The 21,144-nt window shown below is 73.2% G+C and carries 17 protein-coding genes, 1 tRNA gene and 2 pseudogenes; 8 read left to right on the top strand and 12 right to left on the bottom strand.

From position 1 onward, the window contains the following. Nucleotides 1-273 precede the first annotated feature (273 nt). The 4 genes and pseudogenes from ABZY13_RS24610 to fusA form a co-directional block, all read left to right on the top strand. Complete coding sequence (locus tag ABZY13_RS24610; protein ID WP_356634245.1) at nucleotides 274-1,428, top strand: sugar phosphate isomerase/epimerase family protein; 1,155 nt, start codon at nucleotides 274-276, stop codon at nucleotides 1,426-1,428. Between the two features lie 171 nt (nucleotides 1,429-1,599). Next, nucleotides 1,600-1,684, top strand: a tRNA-Leu gene (locus tag ABZY13_RS24605). A 67-nt stretch (nucleotides 1,685-1,751) separates the two neighbouring features. Then, a pseudogene (locus ABZY13_RS24600) lies at nucleotides 1,752-2,064 on the top strand (helix-turn-helix domain-containing protein); the annotation flags it as partial. 9 nt (nucleotides 2,065-2,073) lie between these two features. After that, nucleotides 2,074-2,331 (top strand): annotated as a pseudogene (gene fusA, locus ABZY13_RS24595) (elongation factor G); the annotation flags it as partial. A 164-nt stretch (nucleotides 2,332-2,495) separates the two neighbouring features. Here fusA and ABZY13_RS24590 read toward each other — a convergent pair. Both ABZY13_RS24590 and ABZY13_RS24585 read right to left on the bottom strand, forming a co-directional pair. After that, complete coding sequence (locus tag ABZY13_RS24590) at nucleotides 2,496-4,295, bottom strand: coagulation factor 5/8 type domain-containing protein (RefSeq protein WP_356634243.1); 1,800 nt, start codon at nucleotides 4,293-4,295, stop codon at nucleotides 2,496-2,498. Between the two features lie 546 nt (nucleotides 4,296-4,841). Then, the gene (locus tag ABZY13_RS24585; protein WP_356634241.1) at nucleotides 4,842-5,207 is read right to left on the bottom strand and encodes a hypothetical protein; all 366 of its coding nucleotides are present in this window, start codon (nucleotides 5,205-5,207) and stop codon (nucleotides 4,842-4,844) included. Between the two features lie 422 nt (nucleotides 5,208-5,629). Between ABZY13_RS24585 and ABZY13_RS24580 the strand changes: the two genes are divergently transcribed. Both ABZY13_RS24580 and ABZY13_RS24575 read left to right on the top strand, forming a co-directional pair. Further along, nucleotides 5,630-6,034, top strand: a complete 405-nt coding sequence (locus tag ABZY13_RS24580) for a hypothetical protein (protein WP_356634239.1) — start codon at nucleotides 5,630-5,632, stop codon at nucleotides 6,032-6,034. A 194-nt stretch (nucleotides 6,035-6,228) separates the two neighbouring features. Beyond that, nucleotides 6,229-6,900, top strand: coding sequence for an ADP-ribosylglycohydrolase family protein (locus tag ABZY13_RS24575; RefSeq protein WP_356634237.1), 672 nt, complete (start codon nucleotides 6,229-6,231; stop codon nucleotides 6,898-6,900). A 58-nt stretch (nucleotides 6,901-6,958) separates the two neighbouring features. On the opposite strand, the gene ABZY13_RS24570 is transcribed toward ABZY13_RS24575, so the two are convergent. The 7 genes from ABZY13_RS24570 to tal form a co-directional block, all read right to left on the bottom strand. Then, nucleotides 6,959-8,191, bottom strand: coding sequence for a serine hydrolase domain-containing protein (locus ABZY13_RS24570; protein ID WP_356634235.1), 1,233 nt, complete (start codon nucleotides 8,189-8,191; stop codon nucleotides 6,959-6,961). Between the two features lie 233 nt (nucleotides 8,192-8,424). Continuing rightward, nucleotides 8,425-9,885: a membrane-associated oxidoreductase gene (locus tag ABZY13_RS24565; protein WP_356634233.1), complete on the bottom strand. Its 1,461-nt coding sequence runs from the start codon at nucleotides 9,883-9,885 to the stop codon at nucleotides 8,425-8,427. A 109-nt stretch (nucleotides 9,886-9,994) separates the two neighbouring features. Further along, complete coding sequence (gene gnd, locus ABZY13_RS24560; RefSeq protein WP_356634231.1) at nucleotides 9,995-10,876, bottom strand: phosphogluconate dehydrogenase (NAD(+)-dependent, decarboxylating); 882 nt, start codon at nucleotides 10,874-10,876, stop codon at nucleotides 9,995-9,997. Nucleotide 10,877: 1 nt separating this feature from the next. Next, nucleotides 10,878-11,021, bottom strand: a complete 144-nt coding sequence (locus tag ABZY13_RS24555) for a hypothetical protein (protein WP_356634259.1) — start codon at nucleotides 11,019-11,021, stop codon at nucleotides 10,878-10,880. A 1-nt stretch (nucleotide 11,022) separates the two neighbouring features. Continuing rightward, complete coding sequence (opcA, locus tag ABZY13_RS24550) at nucleotides 11,023-11,949, bottom strand: glucose-6-phosphate dehydrogenase assembly protein OpcA (protein WP_356634229.1); 927 nt, start codon at nucleotides 11,947-11,949, stop codon at nucleotides 11,023-11,025. Beyond that, nucleotides 11,946-13,643 carry a glucose-6-phosphate dehydrogenase gene (gene zwf, locus ABZY13_RS24545; RefSeq protein ID WP_356634227.1) on the bottom strand — a complete coding sequence of 566 codons (1,698 nt, stop codon included), beginning with the start codon at nucleotides 13,641-13,643 and terminating at the stop codon, nucleotides 11,946-11,948. Before zwf ends, opcA begins: the two co-directional genes overlap by 4 nt. Next, nucleotides 13,640-14,785, bottom strand: a complete 1,146-nt coding sequence (gene tal, locus ABZY13_RS24540; RefSeq protein ID WP_356634225.1) for a transaldolase — start codon at nucleotides 14,783-14,785, stop codon at nucleotides 13,640-13,642. Before tal ends, zwf begins: the two co-directional genes overlap by 4 nt. Nucleotides 14,786-15,180: 395 nt before the next feature. Here tal and ABZY13_RS24535 point away from each other — a divergent pair, with 395 nt between their 5' ends. Next, nucleotides 15,181-15,639, top strand: a complete 459-nt coding sequence (locus tag ABZY13_RS24535) for a MarR family winged helix-turn-helix transcriptional regulator (protein ID WP_356634223.1) — start codon at nucleotides 15,181-15,183, stop codon at nucleotides 15,637-15,639. A gap of 85 nt (nucleotides 15,640-15,724) precedes the next feature. On the opposite strand, the gene ABZY13_RS24530 is transcribed toward ABZY13_RS24535, so the two are convergent. Further along, nucleotides 15,725-17,125 carry a glycoside hydrolase family 16 protein gene (locus ABZY13_RS24530; RefSeq protein ID WP_356634221.1) on the bottom strand — a complete coding sequence of 467 codons (1,401 nt, stop codon included), beginning with the start codon at nucleotides 17,123-17,125 and terminating at the stop codon, nucleotides 15,725-15,727. Nucleotides 17,126-17,402: 277 nt separating this feature from the next. Further along, complete coding sequence (locus ABZY13_RS24525) at nucleotides 17,403-18,215, bottom strand: DUF4981 domain-containing protein (protein WP_356634219.1); 813 nt, start codon at nucleotides 18,213-18,215, stop codon at nucleotides 17,403-17,405. Nucleotides 18,216-18,326: 111 nt separating this feature from the next. On the opposite strand from ABZY13_RS24525, the gene ABZY13_RS24520 reads away from it, so the two are divergent. Further along, nucleotides 18,327-19,691, top strand: a complete 1,365-nt coding sequence (locus ABZY13_RS24520; protein WP_356634217.1) for a 6-phospho-beta-glucosidase — start codon at nucleotides 18,327-18,329, stop codon at nucleotides 19,689-19,691. Between the two features lie 277 nt (nucleotides 19,692-19,968). On the opposite strand, the gene ABZY13_RS24515 is transcribed toward ABZY13_RS24520, so the two are convergent. Continuing rightward, nucleotides 19,969-21,075, bottom strand: a complete 1,107-nt coding sequence (locus ABZY13_RS24515; protein WP_356634215.1) for an ATP-grasp domain-containing protein — start codon at nucleotides 21,073-21,075, stop codon at nucleotides 19,969-19,971. Nucleotides 21,076-21,144: the final 69 nt, after the last annotated feature.

Raw genomic sequence — 21,144 nt, 5'->3', positions numbered from 1 at the left:
CCACACCCGTCCGCGGCAGCCACGGCCGCCTCCCCGCAAACGACGACGAAGGCCCACTCCTCATCTGCTCCACCCCCCACCCCCTCGGCGACCGCGTCGCGGCCACCGAGGTCAAGTCCCTCCTCCTCGAACTCGCCGGCCTCGGACGACGGGACGTCCCCGGCGACTACGGACAGTGAAACACGCACCACTGACAACGCCCCGCGAGCCGCCCCCGCACCGGCAGTGCCGGTGGCTCCGGCAGCGCCCACAGCGAACCGAAAGCGAGACACCGTGACCGCGTTCAACGACGAATCCGGACCCGGCGACGCCCTGCGTCGTGCCCTCGGCGTCGACCGCCGCCGCTTCCTCAGCACCTGCACCGCCGTCTCCGCCGCGGCCATCGCCGCCCCCGTCTTCGGGGCCGTGCCCGCCCACGCCCGGGACACGACCGGGCACGGCGCCCACGGCCACGGCGGCGCCCTCGTCCCCGCCGACCGGCGCGGCATCATCCTCTACACCGTCCGCGACGCGATCGGCCGCGACCCGCTCGCCACCGACCTGCCCTCCGGCTTCCGCGACGTGTTCCGGCAGCTCGCCCGCTTCGGCTACCGCCAGATCGAGTTCGCCGGCTACGGCCAGCACGCCAACGCGCCCGGCGGCGCAAGCCTCGAGTCCGTCGAGGGCGCGAAACTGCTGCGCCGCTGGCTGGACGAGTACGGTCTGCGCGCCCGCGGCAACCACGGCTTCATCCCGCCGTCCTGGCCGCTGACCGGCGCGGACCTGGACACCTTCAAGAAGCACCTGGAGATCGCCAACATCCTCGGCATGGACCACATGGGCACCGGCGGCGACCCCACCGGCGGCTCCCACCGTGCCGACTGGGACGTGGCGGCGGACAAGTGGAACGCCCTGGGCGCCATCGCCCGCCGCGAGGGCGTCAAGCTGTACACCCACAACCACGACGCCGCCTACGACTTCCTGCTCGACGGCGGCCCGCTGGACGACCGGGGCCGGCCCACCCGCAGCTCGGGCGTCCGCAGGCTGGAGTACTTCCTCGGCATCACCGACCCGAAGGCCGTCTGGCTGGAGATGGACGTCTTCTGGGCGCACGTGGCCCAGTACAAGTTCCGCGCCTACACCGCCCACGACGGCTCCCAGCAGGAACGAATCTTCGACCCGGCCGGGCTCGTCGCCCGCCACCACGCCCGCTACCCGCTGTTCCACGCCAAGGACGGCGCCGTGAACCCGGCGAGCGGCCTCGGCTACGACATGGTGCCGTTCGGCACCGGCGACATCGACTACACGGCGTTCTTCTCCCGCGTCGGCCACCGCAACTACCACAACCCGATGGTCGAGCAGGACAACGCGCCCAGCGCGACGGACGCGGGACAGTCCCTGCGGTACGCGAAGACCGGCTACGACAACCTCTCGCGCCTGCGCCGCTGACCTCGCGAGGTAATGACCGGATCACCCCGGGTGACCCGGTCGGCGCCCCCGTTCCCGCCGCCCGGCGCACCCGCCCGGGCGGCGGAAACGCAGGTGAAGGCCACTCCCAAAGCTTGGTATTGTTGTCCCTGTCGCCGCGGGGAGGACCCCGCGCAAGGCGGCGGACACCTCGTCCGGGTGGCGGAATGGCAGACGCGCTAGCTTGAGGTGCTAGTGCCCTTTATCGGGCGTGGGGGTTCAAGTCCCCCCTCGGACACTCACCGAAATGGTGGTCGGGAAGAATCCCGGCCGCCATTTTGCGTTGCCTCCCGGAGGAGGCCGCCATGCCGCAGGAGACGACCCGTGACGCGGGCGTGCGCGACGCCGTCGACGACATCGTGATCGAGGCCTGCCCCGCCCGCGAGGTGCTGGACCGGGTGGCCGGCAAGTGGAGCATCCTGATCATCGTCGCCGCGGCGCGCGGTCCGGTGCGGTTCACCGAGCTGGAGCGGTCGATCGAGGGCGTGCCGGCGCATGCTCACGCTCACGCTGCGCAACCTCGAGCGCGACGGACTGCTGCGGCGCACGGTGTACCCGACCGTGCCGCCGAAGGTCGAGTACGAACGCACCGACACCGCCCGCGAACTGCACCAGTCGCCGCTGCCGCTGCTGGAGCCGGTCGTCGAGGTCACGGTCACCGTGCCCGAGGACGCGGTGGGCGCGGTGCTCGGCGACCTCGCGGCCCGGCGCGGCCGGGTCACCGGGTCGGTGACGCGGGCGGGCGCGGCGGTCGTCACCGCGACCGTGCCGCTGGCCGAACTGTTCGGCTACGCCACCCGGTTGCGCAGCCGCACGCAGGGCCGCGGCGCCTTCACGGCCCGCCCCACCGGCTACGCGCCGACGCCGGCGTCGGTGACGGCGTAGGCGCGTGGTCGGGCCTGTCCGGCGGTTCGGCGTGACCACCGGACAGGCCCTGGTGCCCACGGGCGGCCCCCCTGACCGTTCGCGGGGCCGCCCCGGCGCGAGATGGGCACCGGTCCTCGTGGGGTGTCCTCCCCGTGTCGTTCTCGTGCCCTTCCCGTCTGCCGCTACGGGTACGACACGATCGTGGACGGCACCGTCGACGTTCCGGACGTGGGCGCGCCGAGGTCGTTGATGACGTGCGCGTACTGCCCGTTGCCGCCGAGCGAGACGACCAGCAGGTCGTGGAAGCGCACGCCCGGCCGCTCGGGCGCGGCGAAACCGTGGTGCTGCACGATGGTCGGGTCCACGTTGTAGTAGCAGTAGCTGCCCAGGCCCCAGCCCTCGTGGACGGTGACGTCGTCGCCGACCCGGTAGGCGGCGTAGCCCCGGAGCTCGCCGTTCTGGATGGCGGCCTGGTTCGGGGCGTCGTACGCCTTCTCGTTCTGGAAGAAGATCGTGCGCCCGCGCTCGCCGAACCACTGCACGTCGTACTTGTTGAAGTGCTCCACGAACAGGCCGGTGGCGAGGACGTCGTCGCCGTTGACCACGACGCCGTAGTCCGCGCGGTTGGTCTCCCAGCCGACGCCGTCGCCGTGGTCGGCGCGCCAGATCCAGGTGTGGTCGACGATGGTGTGCCGACTGTTGACGACCAGGCTGGTGGTGGCCTTGCCGGGGCCCGCGCCGCCGATGCGGATGAAGACGTCCTGGACGGTGATGGGGTTGGCGGAGTGGTCCCGGCGCGAGCCGCGCGGCCCGACCTCGACCAGCGTCTCGGAGTTGACCGTTCCCGCGTCGACCAGGAACCCGGCCAGGCGGACGCCGTCGACGTCGGCGACCCGCAGCGCGGTGACCCCGCCGTCCGGGATGATCGTGGCGTAACCGAGGCCGAGCACGACCGTGTTGGGGCGGTTCACGCGGATCGGCTCGTCCACGTGGTAGATCCCCGGCGTGAGCAGCAGGTTGAGGCCCTGCTCCAGCGCCCGGTTCAACGTGGCGGCGCTCACGCCCGGCTGGGCGACGTAGAAGCGGGTGAGCGGCAGGGAAGTGCCCCGCGGGGTGCCGTTGCCCCAGGTCACCCCGCGGGAGTCGGTGCGCTTCTCGGGCAGGAAGACGCGGTAGTGGTCGCCGTCGAGGTGGAGGAACGGCTTCTCGCGCGAGACCGGGGTGGTCTCCAGCGTGGTGTACGGCGGGTTCGGGAAGCCCTGGGCCGGGGCGCCCTCGACGCCCGAGAACACCATGTTCCACACGCCGTTGAGCCAGCCGCCGATCACACTGTCGCGGGTGTACCACTGCTGCTGCGAGTACGGCTGGACCTGGCCGTCGATACGGCAGTCGGCGAGGTAGCCGCCGCTGGACCAGCCATAGCCGCTGGGCGCGAGGTTGAGGTTGCCGCGTACGTGCATCCGGCGGAACGGGGCCGCCTGGGAGACCGCCCACCGGTTGGTGCCGTTCACCGGCACGAGGGCGAGGTTCTCCGCCGAACGCCAGAAGTTCTGCGTGGCGTTGCCGCCGAACCAGCCGGCGTCGACCGTCACGTCGCCGTTGATGACGGTGTCGTCGGGGGACAGGCCGAGGCCCGCGATGGAGGTGTAGAAGCCGATCTGGGCGTTGAGCCCGTGGTACGCGCCGGGCTTGAACAGCAGCGCGTAGCGGCCGTTGCCGAACTGGGCCGACTCCTGCTGCTGGAAGACCTCGTCCAGCTTGGCCTGGATGCCGGGCGTGGAGGGGTCGAAAACCAGGACGTTGGGGCCCAGGTCGCCGCCGCCGCGCAGGGGACGCGGGCGCTTGCGGGCCGGTACGGCGGACGCCGCGGGGGCGGCGGCGGGGGCGGCCGACGCGGGCGCGGACGGCAGCCCGGCCAGCACCGGCGCGGCGGCGACGGCGCCGAGGACGGCCCTGCGGGGCACGGGGGGAACGGGGGGCATGCGCGGCTCTCCTGGTTCAGGAAGTGAACAGGTCGGGGACTTGGGAGCGCTCTCTTGTCGCGGAATGCTTCATCCGCCGAAACCTGTCCGTCAAGGGGTTGGACGCACTTGCCGCGGACTTCCGCGAAAGCGGCCCGACGACTTGACGGCTGACCGGCGAGCGAGTTAAGTCATGTCCTAAATTAAGGGATGACGGCTTCCGGGGCGACCAGCAACCGGCCGCCGCTTCCCTGTACTCGATGGCCTGCGCCCGCTCCTGCAACAAGCGGTTCTTCGCCGGCGCCGGCATCGTCCGGCCCCAGCCTCGGCCGCCTGGGCCGAAGTGGAGGTGGCCGCCGTAAGAAGCCTGCCAAGAAGGGAAGGGCGGTCTCCCCACCGTCCACCTGGCGGGCGACCGCCCCGAGGACCTCACGGCGGCCCGTCGCATGGACGGACGCACGACCGGTGCACGGCCGCGGCTGCCCGGAAATCGTCCGCAGTCACCGGGGCGGGGCGGGGGCGGCCGGCGAGCGGAACCGGCCCCGTCCCGGGGCCGGTTCCGCTCGTTCAGCGCTGCAGGAGAGCGCGAGTGGACGCACCGGGACGCCACAGCCGGACGGTGCTGTGGATCAGCGCGGCGCAGCCCGCCGTGAAGATCCACGACCCCGCCTCCAGGAAGGAGAGATCACCCCTGTCGTGCAGCATCACGCCCGCCCAGAAGGCGAACAGCCCGACTGCGAGCGTGGCGGTCAGCAGGTGCAACCGCCGGATCCCGCGCGGTACGGACGTCCACGACGAGCGGCGCAGCGCGGCCAGCACGGCGGCGCAGCTGCCCAGAACGGCGGCGGTGACCATGCCGCCGGCGCCCAGCAGTCCGGCGATCCGGTACCGCCCCACCTGCCGCGGATCGCTCGACTTCAGCCCTTCCACCAAGCTCCCCCCTGACGCACTCCCTGTGCGCCCGCGCGCGTCATTACACACCACCCGGCGCCACCCTCATCGGCCGCGGAGCGGACGGCTTCCGTGGTGACCACGGAAAGGGGTGCGGAGAGGCACGGGGAGGTGCGGGGGTCGGGTCACTGCAACGGGGTGCGGTGTCCGCCGCACCGAGCGGCACGGCGCAGCCGGACGAGCGGATTCGTGCCCTCCGCGGCCCGCGCCCGGCATCGCACCCGAAGGGCCGGCGGCCGGGGAGGCGGCCAGGGCGCCGCGCGGTGCGGGGGCCCTGCGGGGCGGCGAGCCCTCCTTCGGAACCCGTCACCGAAAAATGTACGCGAACGCTCCCGAACCCTGGCACCATGAAGCGCTGAGCTGTGTGTTTCCGCGGGCCGAGTGTCCTGACCGAGGGGAAAGCCGTGACGGACTGGATATATGTCCTCAACCCGAACAAGGACACCTTGGACGGGGAGCCGTCCGACAAGGAGACGATGCTCCAACTGGCGCAGGAGGACCCCCACTTGGAGCTGTGGCTCGCACGCCGGAACCGGATGGGGGTGGGCGACCGGCTCTGGTTCTACTTCACCCACCCCGAGCCGGCCGTCGCCGCCGTGGCCGAGGTGGACGAGGAGCCGTGGGAGGACCCCGAGGCGCCCGGCGAGTACTTGGTCGGTGCGGTGCTGCTGGCCGAGCCGACGCGGGCGCTGTACCGCGACCCGGTCGGCCGCGCCGAACTGGGCCTCGGCCAGGTGCGGACGGTGCAGAAGGTGAAGCCGGAGGCCCTGCCGGCGCTGCTCAAGCGGGCTCAGCCGGCGGACGGCTGAGCCGGACGGACGACGCCACGGGAACGACGGACAGGACGGCGGCCTTGCCCCCCTCGCCCCAAGAGAGGGATCGCCAGCGGGAGTTCCTCGGCAGGCAGTCCCGAGTGCGCGGGATGATGCTCGGCCTGGCGCTCGGGGAGACGCTGGGCGGCGCTCGGGGCAGGCCGCCGTCCGCTGGTCCGCTGCCGGCCGGCGTGAGCACGCAACTGGCCTGCTTCACCGCCGAGGGCATCATCCGCGCGCAGGTGCGCGGCCATCACAAGGGCATCTGCCACGCGCCCGGCGTGCTCCTGCACGCGTACTGCCGCTGGGCGTTCCTCCAGGGCATCGAGCCGGAGCGGATGGCCCGCCGCTGGGGTTTCCCCGGCAACTCGGCCTGGCCGGACGGCTGGCTCGCGGGCGTCCCCGCCCTGGCGCGGCGGCGCGGCAGCGCACCGGCGACGGTGGCGGCCCTGTCCCGGATCGAGTGGGGCGAGGAGCCCATGGCCACCCCCAGCCGGGGCTGCCACGCCCTCACCCGCACCCTCCCGGTCGCGGCGACCGGCCCGGGCGGCATCGCCCAGGCGGCCGCGCTCGCCGCCCTCACCCACGGCGACGAGGCGGCCCGGACCGCCACCGTCCACGCCGCGACCCTGACCCACCACTGCCTCACCCACGCCGGCCCCGCGACTCAGGCCCTGCGGGAGGGCGTCACCGCGACGGACCGGCCGGAACTCGACGCCGCCCTCCGCCAGGCCGCCGCCGCCCCCGAGAGCAGCATCACCTATCTGCGGACCAGACGGGAGCGGCTGGACCACCACCTGCCGCACCTGGACCGCCATGTCCCGCACCGCGACCCGGCGATGGCCGCCGCGCGCCCCTCCTGACCACCGTGCCCGGATCCGGGCCCCGACCCCGGCTCCGGCCCCGACCCCGAGCCCGGGCTCAGTCGGTGACCGCCTCGTGCACCAGCCGCTTGAGGTCGGAGAAGAACGTGTGCGAGGTCCGCGGCCGGAGCTGGGTGTAGAACTGCACGGTCAGGTCGCGGCCGGGGTCCACCCAGAACGTCGTGGTCGCCACGCCGCTCCAGCCGTAGGTGCCCAGCCCGGCGGGCGCCTTGGTGCGGGACGGATCGATCACCACGGAGACGCCGAGGCCGAAGCCGACGCCGTCGTTGCCGGACTCGTCGTGTGCGGGACGGCTGCCGAAGGCGCGCAGGTCGGCGCCGCCGGGGAGTTGGTTGGCGGTCATCGCATCCACGGTCTGCGGCGCGAGCAGGCGGACGCCGTCGAGTTCGCCGCGGCGGCGCAGCAACTCCGTGAAGCGGTGCACGTCGTAGGCGCTCGCCACCATGCCGCCGCTGCCGGACAGGAACCGCGGCCGGCCGCGCAGCGGCAGACCCGGGATCGGCTCCAGGCCGCCGCCGTTCTCCTTCTCGCCGTACAACTCGGCGAGCCGCCCTGCCTGTTCGTCGGTGACGCAGAACCCGGCGTCCGGCATGCCGAGCGGGCGGAAGATCCGCTCGGCGAGGAAGACGTCGAGCGGTTTGCCGGACACCACCTCGATGACCCGGCCGAGGACGTTGGTGGCGACGGAGTAGTTCCACTCCGTCCCGGGCTCGAACTGGAGCGGCAGGCCGGCGTACACGTCGATCGTCTCGGCGAGGTCCGCGCCCGGCGGCACGGACGACTCGAGACCGGCGTCCCGGTAGAGGGCGTCGACCGGGTGGGAGTGGTAGAACGCGAACGTCAGGCCCGCGGTGTGGGTCAGCAGATGCCGGATCCTGATCGGCTCGGCGGCCGGGCGGGTGGTGGTGTCCTCGCCCGAGCCGCCCGTGTACACGCGGGCGTCGGCGAACACGGGCAGATGGCGGGCGACCGGGTCGTCCAGCGACAGCCGGCCCTCCTCCATCAGCGTCAGCGCGGCCACCGACGTGACCGGCTTGGTCATCGAGTAGATCCGCCACAGCGTGTCCGGCTCGACGGGCAGCCCGGCCGCGATGTCGCGGTGGCCGTGCGCCGTCAGATGGGCGACGCGGCCCTCGCGCGCGACGGACACCAGGAAGCCGGGGATGCGGCCCTCCTCCACATGGCGGGCGAAGTGCCGGTCGAGACGGTCCAGTGCGCTCCGATCCAGCCCCACGTCGCCCGGGTCGACCTCTTGCCGCAGCCGTGCCATCGCTCGTCACTCCTCCGCTTCGTCCGTCGAGGGCGGTCGGGCCTGTTCCGCCCGTGCCCCGTCAGTCTCATCGTGGCCCAGGAGTACGCCCGCGGAACACGGAAACCGCCCGGCGAGCGGCCGTGACGTATCCGACAGGACCGTCCCCGCCCGGCCCCGGGAACGCCGGCCCCGCGATCGTGCCGCTCGCGCGAGGACCACGCCGACCGGCGGCACGGCCACCTCACCAGGACTCACTGGCGGCTCACCGTCCGCGTCACGCCCGCGACGACCGTCGTCGCCAGGATCCAGCCGGCCAGCACCAGGACGTACGCCAGCGCCTGGGACCAGCCCCTGGGGGCGAACGCCGACTCCTGGCCGAAGGAGATCACCGGCAGCAGCAGGTCCAGCGTGTAGAACACCGGCTGGAAATCCGGCGCCTCGGCCGGTTTCAGCGGGCGAGGAGCGCGCACGGCGAACGCGAGCGAGCCGGCCGCGAGCAGCGACAGCAGCCAGCCGAAGGCCCGCATCGGACGGAAGCCGTAACCCACGGCGGCGTCCTGGACGTGGCCCCACAGCCGGCCGTACCAGGGGAGCGTCGAGCGGTGCCTGCGGTGCTTGGCGAGCTGGACCAGCCGGGCGGCCCGGTCGTCGCCCACGCGCCGGTACGCCGCCGTCAACTGCTCGTAGGCGTGCGGGACGTACCCGTCGCCGTCGCGTCCCAGCATGGGCAGCCGGCGCCCGGCGGGCTCGTGCGGGGTGAGGGAGGTGTACTGGAGGCTGTTGAGCAGCACATCGCCGGGGACCTTGTCCGGATCGAGGAACAGCACCTCGACGGTGGCCCGGCGCAGATTGACGGCGCCCTCCACCGGCGGGCCGCCGCGCAGCCACAGCTCGCCCAGGGTGCTGCTGCTCGCGCGCAGCACGGTGTCGCCGGGGTTGGACAGCCGGGCGTACGACAGATCGAGCCGCCCCGCGACGCGGGCGCCCCGCAGGCCGATCTTGCCGGTCGCGCTCAGCCTGCGCAGCAGGACGTCGCCGTCGACGACCAGGGTCTCGCCGGACAGCGCGCTGCGGCCGGGGTTGCTCAGCACCGCCTCGCCGAGGTCCACGGAACCGCCGACATGGGCGCCGTCCAGGCGGGTCTCGCCGTTCACCCGCAGACCCGGTGCGACCAGACCGTCACCGATCTCCACATGGTTGAGCAGGAGGGCCGCCCCGTCGGGGTCGGGGGCGGTGATGCGCGCGCCGTCCATGAACAGTGCCCCGGAGATCTGCGCCCCGCCCAGCCGCACCAGGCCGTCGAACCGGCTCCCGCTGGTCCGCAGTACGCCCTCCACGCGCAGGGTCGCGGCGTCCAGGCCGGGGAGGACGGAGCCGCGCAGATTCAGCTGGCGCATCCGGGCGCCGTACAGCAGGGGCGCCTCTTCGAAGTGGCAGTCGCTGAGCCGGATGGCGTGATCGGTGCTGCCGTGCCGCAGGTCGAGCGTGCCGGTGACGCGCGCGCCCGCCACCTTCAGGGCGGCTATCTCGCCCTCCTCCTGCGGCGCGGTGAGCAACAGGGCCCGCAACACCGTGGCGCGCACGGTCCGTTCGGGCCCCCAGTCGCCGCCCCGCGCGGGGTCGTCGCCGGGTGCGCCGAAGTCGACGCGCCCGCCTCGCGGGAAGGCCCGCCACACCCGCAGTTCGGCCGGCGTCAGATCGTTGATCACCATCGCGGCGACTCTGACCCGCCCGGACCGCGGGTGTCAACCCGGGCCCGACGCAAGGCCCTTGGCGGGCCGAGCGTCGTCCCGGGTGTGACGGGCGCGCCCCGACGGTGCGTTACTTCTTCGCCGACTCCACCGCGTGCCCGCCGAACTGGTTGCGCAGCGCGGCGATCATCTTCATCTGCGGGGAGTCGTCCTGCCGCGAGGCGAACCGGGCGAACAGAGAGGCCGTGATCGCGGGCAGCGGCACGGCGTTGTCGATCGCCGCCTCCACCGTCCAGCGGCCCTCGCCGGAGTCCTGCGCATAACCGCGCAGCTGCTCCAGGTGCTCGTCCTCGTCGAGGGCCTCGACCGCGAGGTCCAGCAGCCAGGAGCGGATGACGGTGCCCTCCTGCCAGGAGCGGAACACCTCGCGGACGTTCTCCACCGAGTCGACCTTCTCCAGCAGTTCCCAGCCCTCGGCGTACGCCTGCATCATGGCGTACTCGATGCCGTTGTGGACCATCTTGGAGAAGTGCCCGGCCCCGACCTTGCCCGCGTGCACGAAGCCGTAGGGGCCCTCGGGCTTGAGCGCGTCGAAGACCGGCTTCAGCCGCTCCACGTGCTCCTCGTCGCCGCCGACCATCAGGGCGTAGCCGTTCTTCAGGCCCCAGACGCCACCGGAGACGCCGGCGTCCAGGAAGCCGATGCCGTGCACTCCCAGCTCCCTGGCGTGCCGTTCGTCGTCCGTCCAGCGGGAGTTGCCGCCGTCGATCACGACGTCGCCCGGCTTGAGCAGGCTCCCCAGCTGGTCGATGACCTGGTGGGTGGGGGCGCCGGCCGGGACCATCACCCAGACCGCGCGCGGCGCGTCGAGGCCGGCGACGAGTTCCGCGAGGCTGCCGACGTCGGACAGGTCGGGGTTGCGGTCGTATCCGACGACGGTGTGGCCGGCGTTGCGCAGGCGCTCGCGCATGTTGCCGCCCATCTTGCCGAGACCGATCAGACCGAGCTGCATGTCAGTGCCCTTCCTTCAGTTCACGGTAGGCGGCGCCGAGGGGGTCCGCCGCGAACAGGTCCCGCAGCCGCGCCCGCCGGTGGGCGCGGTGGTCCTCCAGGGCCGTCGACTGGGGACGGCGGGTGAGCAGGGGTGTCCCGGCCATGTCAGACGGTCTCCTCGGCGGCCTCGCCCCGCAGGGCGACGGCGTACATCTCGTCGGCGTCCAGGCGTCGCAGCTCCTCGGCGATGAGCGCGGAGGTCGGGCGGACCTTCAGGGCGAGCGTGCGCGGCGGCTGCCCCGGCAGGGAGAGCGTGGCCAGCGGGCCCTCGGGGCGGTCGATGACGATCTCGCCGTCGCCGGTGCCCAGCCGGACGCCGGTGACCACCGGCCCCGCGGTCTCCACCCGGTCCACGGGCACGTGCAGCCGGGCCTCCAGCCAGCGGGCGAGCAGCTCGGCGCTGGGGTTGTCCGCCTCGCTCTCCACGGCCGCCGAGGTGATCCGCGCCCTGGCCTGGTCGAGGGCGGCGGCCAGCATCGAACGCCAGGGGGTCAGCCGGGTCCAGGCCAGATCGGTGTCGCCGGGCGCGTACGAGCGGGCGCGTGCCTCCAGCGCGGCCAGCGGGTCCTCGACGGCGTACATGTCGGTGATCCGGCGCTGGGCGAGGGCGCCCAGCGGGTCCTTCGCCGGCACCTCGGGGGCGTCCACCGGCCACCACACGACGACCGGCGCGTCCGGCAGCAGCAGCGGCAGCACCACGGAGTCGGCGTGGCCGGACACCTCGCCGTACGTCCGCAGGACGACCGTCTCGCCGGTGCCGGCCTCGGAGCCGACCCGCACCTCGGCGTCCAGCCGGGAGTGGGTGCGCTCGCGCGGGGTGCGGGCGTGCCGCTTGATGACGACCAGGGTGCGCGAGGGGTGCTCGTGCGAGGCCTGCTCGGCCGCTTTGATCGAGTCGTAGGCGTTCTCCTCGTCCGTGACGATCACCATCGTCAGGACCATGCCCACGGCGGGTGTGCCGATGGCGCGGCGACCCTGCACCAACGCCTTGTTGATCTTGCTTGCCGTGGTGTCGGTCAGGTCGATCTTCATGGCCTGCGCCAGCTCCGTCCGTCTCGTGCGAGCATCTCGTCGGCTTCCACGGGGCCCCAGCTGCCCGACGCGTACTGCGCCGGCCGGCCGTGCGCCGCCCAGTACTCCTCGATCGGGTCGAGGATCCGCCAGGACTCTTCCACCTCCTGGTGACGGGGGAACAGGTTGGCGTCGCCCAGCAGCACGTCCAGGATCAGCCGCTCGTACGCCTCCGGGCTGGACTCCGTGAAGGACTCGCCGTACGCGAAGTCCATGGTCACGTCCCGGATCTCCATCGAGGTGCCAGGCACCTTGGACCCGAACCGGACCGTCATGCCCTCGTCCGGCTGGACCCGGATCACGATGGCGTTCTGGCCCAGCTCCTCGGTGGCCGTGGAGTCGAAGGGGGAGTGCGGGGCGCGCTGGAAGACGACCGCGATCTCCGTCACGCGCCGGCCGAGCCGCTTGCCGGTGCGCAGGTAGAAGGGGACGCCCGCCCAGCGGCGGTTGTCGACGTTCAGCCGGATCGCGGCGTACGTGTCCGTCGTGGACGCCGGGTCGATGCCCTCCTCCTCCAGGTAACCGGGCACCTTCGCGCCGCCCTGCCAGCCGGCCGCGTACTGCGCGCGCACCGTGTGCAGACCGAGGTCCTCGGGCAGCTTGACCGCCTTGAGCACCTTCAGCTTCTCCGTCAGCAGCGACGGGGCGTCGAAGGCGGCGGGTTCCTCCATGGCGGTGAGCGCGAGCAGCTGGAGCAGGTGGTTCTGGATGACGTCGCGCGCGGAGCCGATGCCGTCGTAGTAACCGGCCCGGCCGCCGATGCCGATGTCCTCGGCCATCGTGATCTGCACGTGGTCCACGAACGACCGGTTCCAGATCGGCTCGAACATCGTGTTGGCGAAGCGCAGCGCCAGGATGTTCTGGACCGTCTCCTTGCCCAGGTAGTGGTCGATCCGGAACACCTGGTCCGGCTCGAACACCTCGTGCACGATCGCGTTCAGCTCCTCGGCCGACTTCAGGTCGTGCCCGAACGGCTTCTCGATGACCGCGCGGCGCCAGGAGCCCTCCGGGGCGTCGGCCAGCCCGTGCTTGCGCAGCTGCTGCACGACCTTCGGGAAGAACTTCGGCGGCACGGAGAGGTAGAACGCGTAGTTGCCGCTGGTGCCGCGGGAGGCGTCCAACTCGTCCACGGCCGAGCGCAGCTGCTTGAACGCCCGGTCGTCGTCGAAGTCACCGGGGATGAACCGCATCCCCTCCGCGAGCTGCTGCCAGACCTCCTCGCGGAACTCCGTCCGGGAGTGCTCGCGCACCGCGTCGTGCACCACCTGGGCGAAGTCCTGGTCCGCCCAGTCCCGGCGGGCGAAGCCCACCAGCGAGAAGCCCGGGGGCAGCAGCCCGCGGTTGGCCAGGTCGTACACGGCCGGCATCAGCTTCTTGCGGGACAGGTCGCCGGTCACCCCGAAGATGACCAGCCCCGACGGCCCCGCGATGCGCGGCAGCCGCCGGTCGCGCAGATCGCGCAACGGGTTGTCCCAGCCGGCCGGCGGCGCGACGACCGCGGCCTTCGCCCTCGTGGCGGTTTCGTCCGCGGCCTTCGTCTTCGTGGCGGTTTCGTCCGTGGCCTTCGTCTTCGTGGCGGTCCCGTCCGTGGCCTTCGTCTTCGAGGCTGCCCCGGTCTCCTTGGCCGCCTTCTTCTGCACACGCTTCTTGCTCATTCCCCGTCGACCCCCTTGCCGTTCATCGTCTTCGTCACGGCGTCCAGCAGGTCCTGCCGGGCCGCCCGGAACGCGGCGACGCCCTCGTCCTCCAACCGTCCCACCACCTCGTCGTAGGAGATCCCCAGCCGCTCCACCGCCGCGAGATCGGCGCGGGCCTGCGCGTAGCCGCCGCTCACCGTGTCGCCGTGGACCACGCCGTGGTCGGCCACGGCGTGCAGCGTGGCCTCCGGCACGGCGCTGACCGTGCCGGGCGCCACGAGTTCCGTCACGTACCGGGTGTCCCGGTACGCCGGGTCCTTCACGCCGGTCGAGGCCCACAGCGGGCGCTGCTTGTTGGCACGCGAGCCGCTCAGCGCGAGCCACCGCTCGCCGGCGAACACCTCCTCGTACGCCGCGTAGGCGAGCCGGGCGTTGGCGAGCGCCGCCCGGCCCCGCAGCGCCGGCGACTCCTCGGCGCCCAGCAGCGTCAGCCGCTTGTCGACCTCGGCGTCGACGCGGGAGACGGGGAAGGACGCCACCGAGTGGATCCGCGAGAGGTCCAGGCCCGACGCCTGCGCCCGCTCCAGGCCGGCCAGGTAGGCGTGCATCACCTCGCGGTGGCGCTCCAGCGAGAAGATCAGCGCGGCGTCGACGCCGATGCCGGCCCCGACGACCTCGGTGATGGCCGGCAGGCCCGCCCGGGTCGCCGCAATGGTGATCATCACGTTGGGGCGGTCGACCAGCCAGGCCAGCTGCCGGGCCTCGGCGACGGTCGCCCGCGTGTCGTGGGCGAACCGGGGATCGACCGCCACGCAGACCCGGCCGTCCCGGCCGCCGGTCGCCTCGTACACCGGCCGCAGGACGTCGGCGGCGGCGCGCGCGTCGGTCGTGATGATCATGCGCACGGCCTCGTCGGGGGTGACGCCCCGCACGGCCGCCTCGGCGAGCTGCTCCTCGTAGTCCTCGCCGGAGCCGATGGCCCCCCGGAAGACCGACGGGTCGGTGGCGACGCCCACCACCCGCCGGTGCGCGACGAGTTCGGCGAGGCCGCCGGAGGAGATCCGCTTGCGCGACAGGTCGTCCAGCCAGATCGACACGCCTTCGTCGGCGAGGCGTTTCAGTGCTCCCGCGGGTTCGGATGCTGAAGTCATAGCGATCATCTTCTTTCTGGCGCTCGGATCAACCACGCGCACTCGCCGGTGATTCCCTGAGCTGCGATGAGGCGTGCATCACCTACGAAGCGGTACCACGCCGGACCCGCCCGCGCCTCGGCGGCGAACGCCGTTCGGCCCAGTCGTCGCGTTCAACCCCAAAAGTCTGACCTTTTCGCCGGGCGGCGGGTCCGGCCCTGCTCTCGCACCCGGGCGGCGAGGTCCGGCAGTTGGTCCGCGTCCCGGGCGGCGAGGGTCCGGTCCTCGCCCCGCGCCCCGGCGGGTACCGCGGAACAGTCCCGGTCATGCCGGGCGGCTTGACCTCGACTTCACTTGAGCTTTTACGGTGCGCAGGTCGGCACAGGCAGCGTCGGCACAGACAACGGGAACGGAGTTGAACCGCCGTGGAGTACTCGCACAGCGACGCCGAACTGGTCCGGCAGCCCGTCGGCTACTGGACCTGGGCCGCATACCGCGCCGTCGTGGACCGCACCCGGGGCGCTCTCGCCGCCATAGGCGCCACCCAGCCGCAGTGGTGGGTGCTCGCGCAGGTCGCGAGGGCGGGCGGCCCGAAGCCGCGCGCCGAGGTGACCGCGACGCTGAAGGGCTACCTGGACACCGGCACGGACGGCGTGCGGGCCGCGATCGACGAGACGGCCGCCCGCGGCTGGACCGCCGAGGACGCCGAGGGCCGTCTCACGCTCACGGACGAGGGCCGTGCCTTCTTCGACAAGGCGGACCGCCTCCAGGACGACCTGCGCGCGGAACGCCACACGGGCATCACCGACGAGGAGTACCTGACCACGCTGAAGGTGCTCCAGCGGATGATCCACAACGTGGGCGGGCAGGCCTGGCACCACTGACGGCGCCCCACGCGACCGCGCCCCGGCCGACGGGCCGGGGCGCGGGGCGGGCGGTCTGTGCGAGGGCGGGCGGCGTCGCGGGGCGTCAGCGCCCGAAGTGGAACCAGTTCACGTTCACGAAGTCGGCCGGCTGGCCGCTGCTGAAGGTGAGGTACACGTCGTGCGTGCCGGTGACGCCGCTGATGTTCGCCGGCACGGTACGCCACGACTGCCAGCCGCCGGTGTTCCCGACCGCGAAACTGCCGATCGGAGCGTTGGAGCGGCTGTCCAGGCGGACCTCGACCAGGCCGCTGACGCCGGAGCCGGCGCCGCTCGCGACGCGCGCCACGAACTGCCGGGCCGCCGTGGAGCCGAAGTTGACGCCCTTGTAGAGCGCCCAGTCGCCGTTCGCCAGCGCGCCGATGTTCTGGCCGCCGCCGGTGTCCGTCGTGGCCTCGGTCATCGTCCCGGACTGGGCGTCGTGGGACTCGGCCTGGATGGCGCTGTACGCGTCGCGGTTGCCGGTCGGCGGCGGGGTGGTGCCGCCCCCGCCGGACGACAGCACCTGGACGTAGTCGACGACCATCGGGTGGCCGGGCACGGTGGCCGCGTCGGGCCCGCCGCCGAAGGCGTCCACGAAGCCGCCGCCCATCGCCACGTTGAGGATGATGAAGAAGCCGTGGTTCGTGGCGTTGTTCCAGGTCGTCGCGTCGACCTGGGTCTCGCGCACGGTGTGGTAGTTCTGGCCGTCGACGAAGAAGCGGATCTCCTCCACGCTCGCGGAGCGGTCCCACTCCATGGAGTAGGTGTGGAAGCCCGACTGGCACGTGGAGCCCGGGCACGGCGTCGAACCGCCGATGCCGGTCGTCTCGTTGCAGGGACCGCCGGGCGAGGTGCCGCAGTGCATCGTGGCCCACACGGTGTTGAGGCCCTGGACGTTCTCCAGGATGTCCAGCTCGCCGACGCCGGGCCAGTTCCAGTAGTTGCCGCGGAACGGCGTCCCGAGCATCCAGAACGCCGGCCAGTAGCCGCGGGCGGCGGCGCCCGTGACGTTCGGCATCTGGATGCGGGCCTCCACGCGCAGCTTGCCGCCGGCCGGCGGCTGGAAGTCGTCGCGGTTGGTCTCGATGCGGCCCGAGGTCCACTTGCCGGCCGCGTCGCGGCGCGGGGTGATGCGCAGATTGCCGGCGCCGTCGAGGGAGACGTTGCTGGTGCTCGACGTCATCGTCTCGATCTCGCCGGTGCCCCAGTTGGCGGGGCCGCCCGGGTACGACGTGCCGGTGGCGTAACGCCAGTCGGCGGTGTTCACGCCGGTGCCGGCTGCGCCGTTGAAGTCGTCGACGAAGATCTGCGTCCAGCCGGACGGGGGCGGCGGCGCGGCGGCGGTCGCGGACGGCGACACGGCCGTGGCGGCGACCGCCGCCAGTCCCAGCGTGCTGACGACGGCGACCAGCGCACGCCGCAGGGGGCGGCGCCGTCTGTGGGGTGTGCCGGAGGTTTCGCTCATGGGGTGCCTCCCGGTACGTCTCGCTGGCTGGTAGGTCTCGGTGAGTTCTCGCTACGTCTCGTACGCGGTACGTCTCGTAGGGGAAGGTGCGGGCAGGCGCGAGAGAGCGCTCCCACGGTCCCGAGGGCTCGGGGTTCAGGGCTTCTGAGAGCGCTCTCAGTGCAGTGCTGGCGGTCAATGTGCTCTCGGCCTCCCCGCCCGTCAAGGGGTGCGGCCGAGAAAGTCCTCACCGGCAGGGGGAGTTCGGGTGGCGAACCCGGCCGGAAGAGGGCGGCCGTCAGAGACGGCGCAGGACCCAGCCCCAGCGGTGGGTGCCGGGCGGGAGGACAGCGGGGGAGTGGGCGTCCGGGCGGGGCGGCAGGAGGGCGGCGCCCATCCACGTCACCCCGGACGCCGCCCCCGGCAACTCGGCGGACTCCTCGGCCCGCAGACCGCCCTCCACGCGCGTGAACACCTGCTCGTGCCGGACCGCGAACCCGCCGTTGCGCCCGCCCTCGTAGACGTACTCCGCGAGCACGCCCACCGCCGCCCCCGCGCGGCGCACGGAGACGAGCCGCCGCCGGACCGGGACGAGGGGACCGTCCTTACGCCGCAGCGACAGTGTGGGAGCGGCCGTCAGCAGGGGGTGCACCGGCAGCCCGTCCGCGTCCACCTCGATGCCGGCCCCCGGAGCCGGGGCGACCCGAGGACAGGAGGCGGGCGACGGCCGCAGTCTTGTGCGCGGTAGGCACACCACCGTGCCGCGCGGCGCCCACGGCTCGTCCCGCGCCGTCGTCACCCGCAGCGTCAGCCACGCCTCGCCCCCGCCCGGCGCCGCGAACGGCACGGGCAGCGGGGCCGTCTCGCCGGGGCGCAGCACGGGCAGTCCGACCGGCGCGGTGAGCACCGGCCCGCCGCCCTCCGCCGGCCCGCCGGCCGGGGACAGCACCCATGCGGCCGACAGCCAGTCGAGTCCCCGGAAGTGCTGGACGTTGCGGACGACGACGCCTTCGTGCCGGTACGGCTCCAGCCGCACCGGCGCCGAGACCTCCCCGTGCCCGTACAGCACCGCCCCGTTCCGCACCGGCAGGGCCTCTCTCGCGTCGCTCACCCGCCCGACGATGCCCTGCTCCCCGGGCCGTCGGATGAAGCCGCTCCGAAGACCCGAGGGTGCCCCGGTGGCCGGCCGGTGGCCGCCGACGGGAGTGACATGATGGGCCGCGTGAGGCTGACGATTCTGGGCGGCGGCGGATTCCGCGTCCCGCTCGTGTACGGGGCGCTCCTGGCAGACCGCGCCGAGGGACGGGTCACCCGTGTCGTCCTGCACGACGTGGACCGGGGGCGGCTGTCCGCGGTCGCCCGCGTCCTCGCCGAGCAGGCGCGGGCCGCCGGAGTGCCGGACGCGCCCGAGGTCACCGCGACCACCGACCTCGACGAGGCCCTGCGCGGCGCGGACTTCGTGTTCTCCGCGATCCGCGTCGGCGGCCTGGAGGGGCGCGCGCACGACGAACGGGTGGCGCTCGCCGAGGGTGTGCTCGGTCAGGAGACGGTCGGCGCGGGCGGCGTCGCCTACGGCCTGCGGACCGTGCCGGTCGCCGACGCCGTCGCGCGGCGGGTGGCCCGGCTCGCACCCGACGCCTGGGTCATCAACTTCACCAACCCGGCGGGCATGGTCACCGAGGCGATGTCCCGCCACCTGGGTGACCGCGTCATCGGCATCTGCGACTCGCCGGTCGGCCTGGGGCGCCGTATCGCCCGCGTCCTCGGCGCCGACCCGCGGCGGGCGTGGATCGACTACGTCGGCCTCAACCACCTCGGCTGGGTGCGGGGACTGCGGGTCGCCGGCCGCGACGAACTGCCCCGCCTGCTCGCCGATCCCGAACTGCTCGGTTCCTTCGAGGAGGGCAGACTGTTCGGCCCCGAGTGGATCAGGTCCCTGGGCGCGGTGCCCAACGAGTACCTGCACTACTACTACTTCAACCGGGAGACCGTACGCGCCTACCGGGAGGCCGAGCGGACCCGCGGCGCGTTCCTGCGCGACCAGCAGGCCGGCTTCTACGCACGGGCGGTCCGGCCCGGAGTGTCCGCGCTGGCCGCCTGGGAACACACCCGCGCCGAGCGCGAGGCGACCTACATGGCCGAGAACCGGGAGGCCGCGGGCGCCGGCGAGCGCGAGGCCGACGACCTGTCGGGCGGGTACGAGAAGGTGGCGCTCGCCCTGATGCGGGCCATCGCCCGCGACGAGCGCACCACGCTCATCCTCAACGTGCGCAACCGGGGCACCCTGTCGGTGCTCGACGCGGAGGCCGTGATCGAGGTGCCCTGCCTGGTCGACGCCAACGGCGCGCACCCCGTCGCCGTGGACCCGCTGCCCGGCCACGCCACCGGGCTGGTGTGCGCGGTCAAGGCGGTCGAGCGGGAGGTCCTGTCCGCGGCCGGGAGCGGCTCCCGCGAGACGGCCGTGAAGGCCTTCGCGCTGCACCCGCTCGTCGACTCCGTCGCCGTCGCCCGCCGGCTCCTCGACGGCTACACGGCCGTGCACCCGGAGCTGGCCTATCTCCGCCGGCCGACTCCCACGAAGAACTAGCGAACCGGGAGACCGCCGGCCTGCCGTGCCCCGCACGGGGCGCGGGGAAGTGCGCGCCCGGCCGCCCTCGCCCGCACCCGGCGGACGATCCCGCACCCGGCGGACGATCCCGCGGCCGTCGATCGAGCCCGCCGTCCGAGCCCGTGGCGGTGGCCTGAGCGGGGGCGGCTGCCCCTGTGGCGCGAGCCTGCCGTGCCCGACGGGCGCGCGGATCCGCCTGCCTGGCCACCCCCGGCCCGCGTCCGCACCGCCCCCGACAGGGAGCCGCCGCCCGGACCTACAGCGGCAGCGACACCGCGCCGACCGAGTCCACCGGCGCCGGTGCGGGCACCGCGGGCAGCGGCTCGTGGTGCGGCAGCGACACCGGCGCCAGCGGCCTGGCCGCCGACACCACCGTGTAGTCCTGTCCCAGGAACGGCGGCTCCATCACCCCCGGATCGTCGCCGAGCGCCAGCCGCACCGCCGCCCACGGGGCGTTGATCCCGCACAGCGACAGCTGGTGCAGCCCGCCGGCCGGGCGCGTGTTGACGTCCATGAGCACGGGCCGGTCGCCGAACATCCGGAACTGGATGTTGGACAGGTAGTGCAGCCCGAAGCCCTCCGCGATCCTCCGCGCCGGCTCCAGCCACCGCTCGTCCAGTGTGAACGCGCGCCGGCGGCCGTTCTTCACCCGGCCCACGGACAGCCGGACGACGTCGTCCGTGCCGGTGAGGCAGTCGACGGAAACCTCCGGCTGCTCCAGACGCGGCATCACCAGCCAGTCGACCGGCTCGTCCGTCTGCTTCAGCGCCTCCAGCACCAGGTCCAGCGGCACGTACGGGGAGGGGAACCCGCTCAGCTGCGTCAGGGAGAAGGGCGCGCGGGTGATCACCCGGAAGCCGACCCCGCCCGCACCCGACGCGGGCTTGAAGCACGCCTTGTGCCCGGCCGCCTCCAACTCCTCGACGGCGGCGACCAGTTCGTCCGCGCCGCGCACCCGCCACCACGGCGGCACCGGGACGCCGATCGCCTGCACGGCCTCGTAGGCGATCACCTTGTCGTGGAAGACGGCCACGGCCTCGGGCGGCGGCGCCAGCAGCGCCGTGCCGTTCGCCTGGAACTCCGCGCGGTGCGCGACGATCGCCGCCTGGTGCAGCCGCGGCACGAAGACATCGATGCCACGCCGCGCGCACTGGTCCAGCGCGTACTCGACGTAGGCGGCCGGGGACAGGCCCTCCGGCTCCAGCTCGGCGGTGTCGGCGGCGGCGAGCACGGGGGAGTCCGGGTCGCCGTGCGTGGCGTGGATCTCGACCGCACGGTCGCTGGGATTTCTCCGCAGCTGATCCATGAAGAAGACGTTCTCCGCGTACGTGCGGTTGAGCCAGACGCGTACGCGAGAGACCATGCAGGCCGCCTTTCACGGGTCGCGGGCACGGCGGAGCAGGGCCGGCCCGGCCTGGGTGGGTTGGAGGTA

Origin of the sequence: Streptomyces sp. NPDC006610 (assembly GCF_040611575.1) — a bacterium.
Classification (GTDB): domain Bacteria; phylum Actinomycetota; class Actinomycetes; order Streptomycetales; family Streptomycetaceae; genus Streptomyces.
The sequence above is the reverse complement of the archived record's forward strand: the minus strand, read 5'-3'. Positions and strand labels throughout refer to the sequence as shown.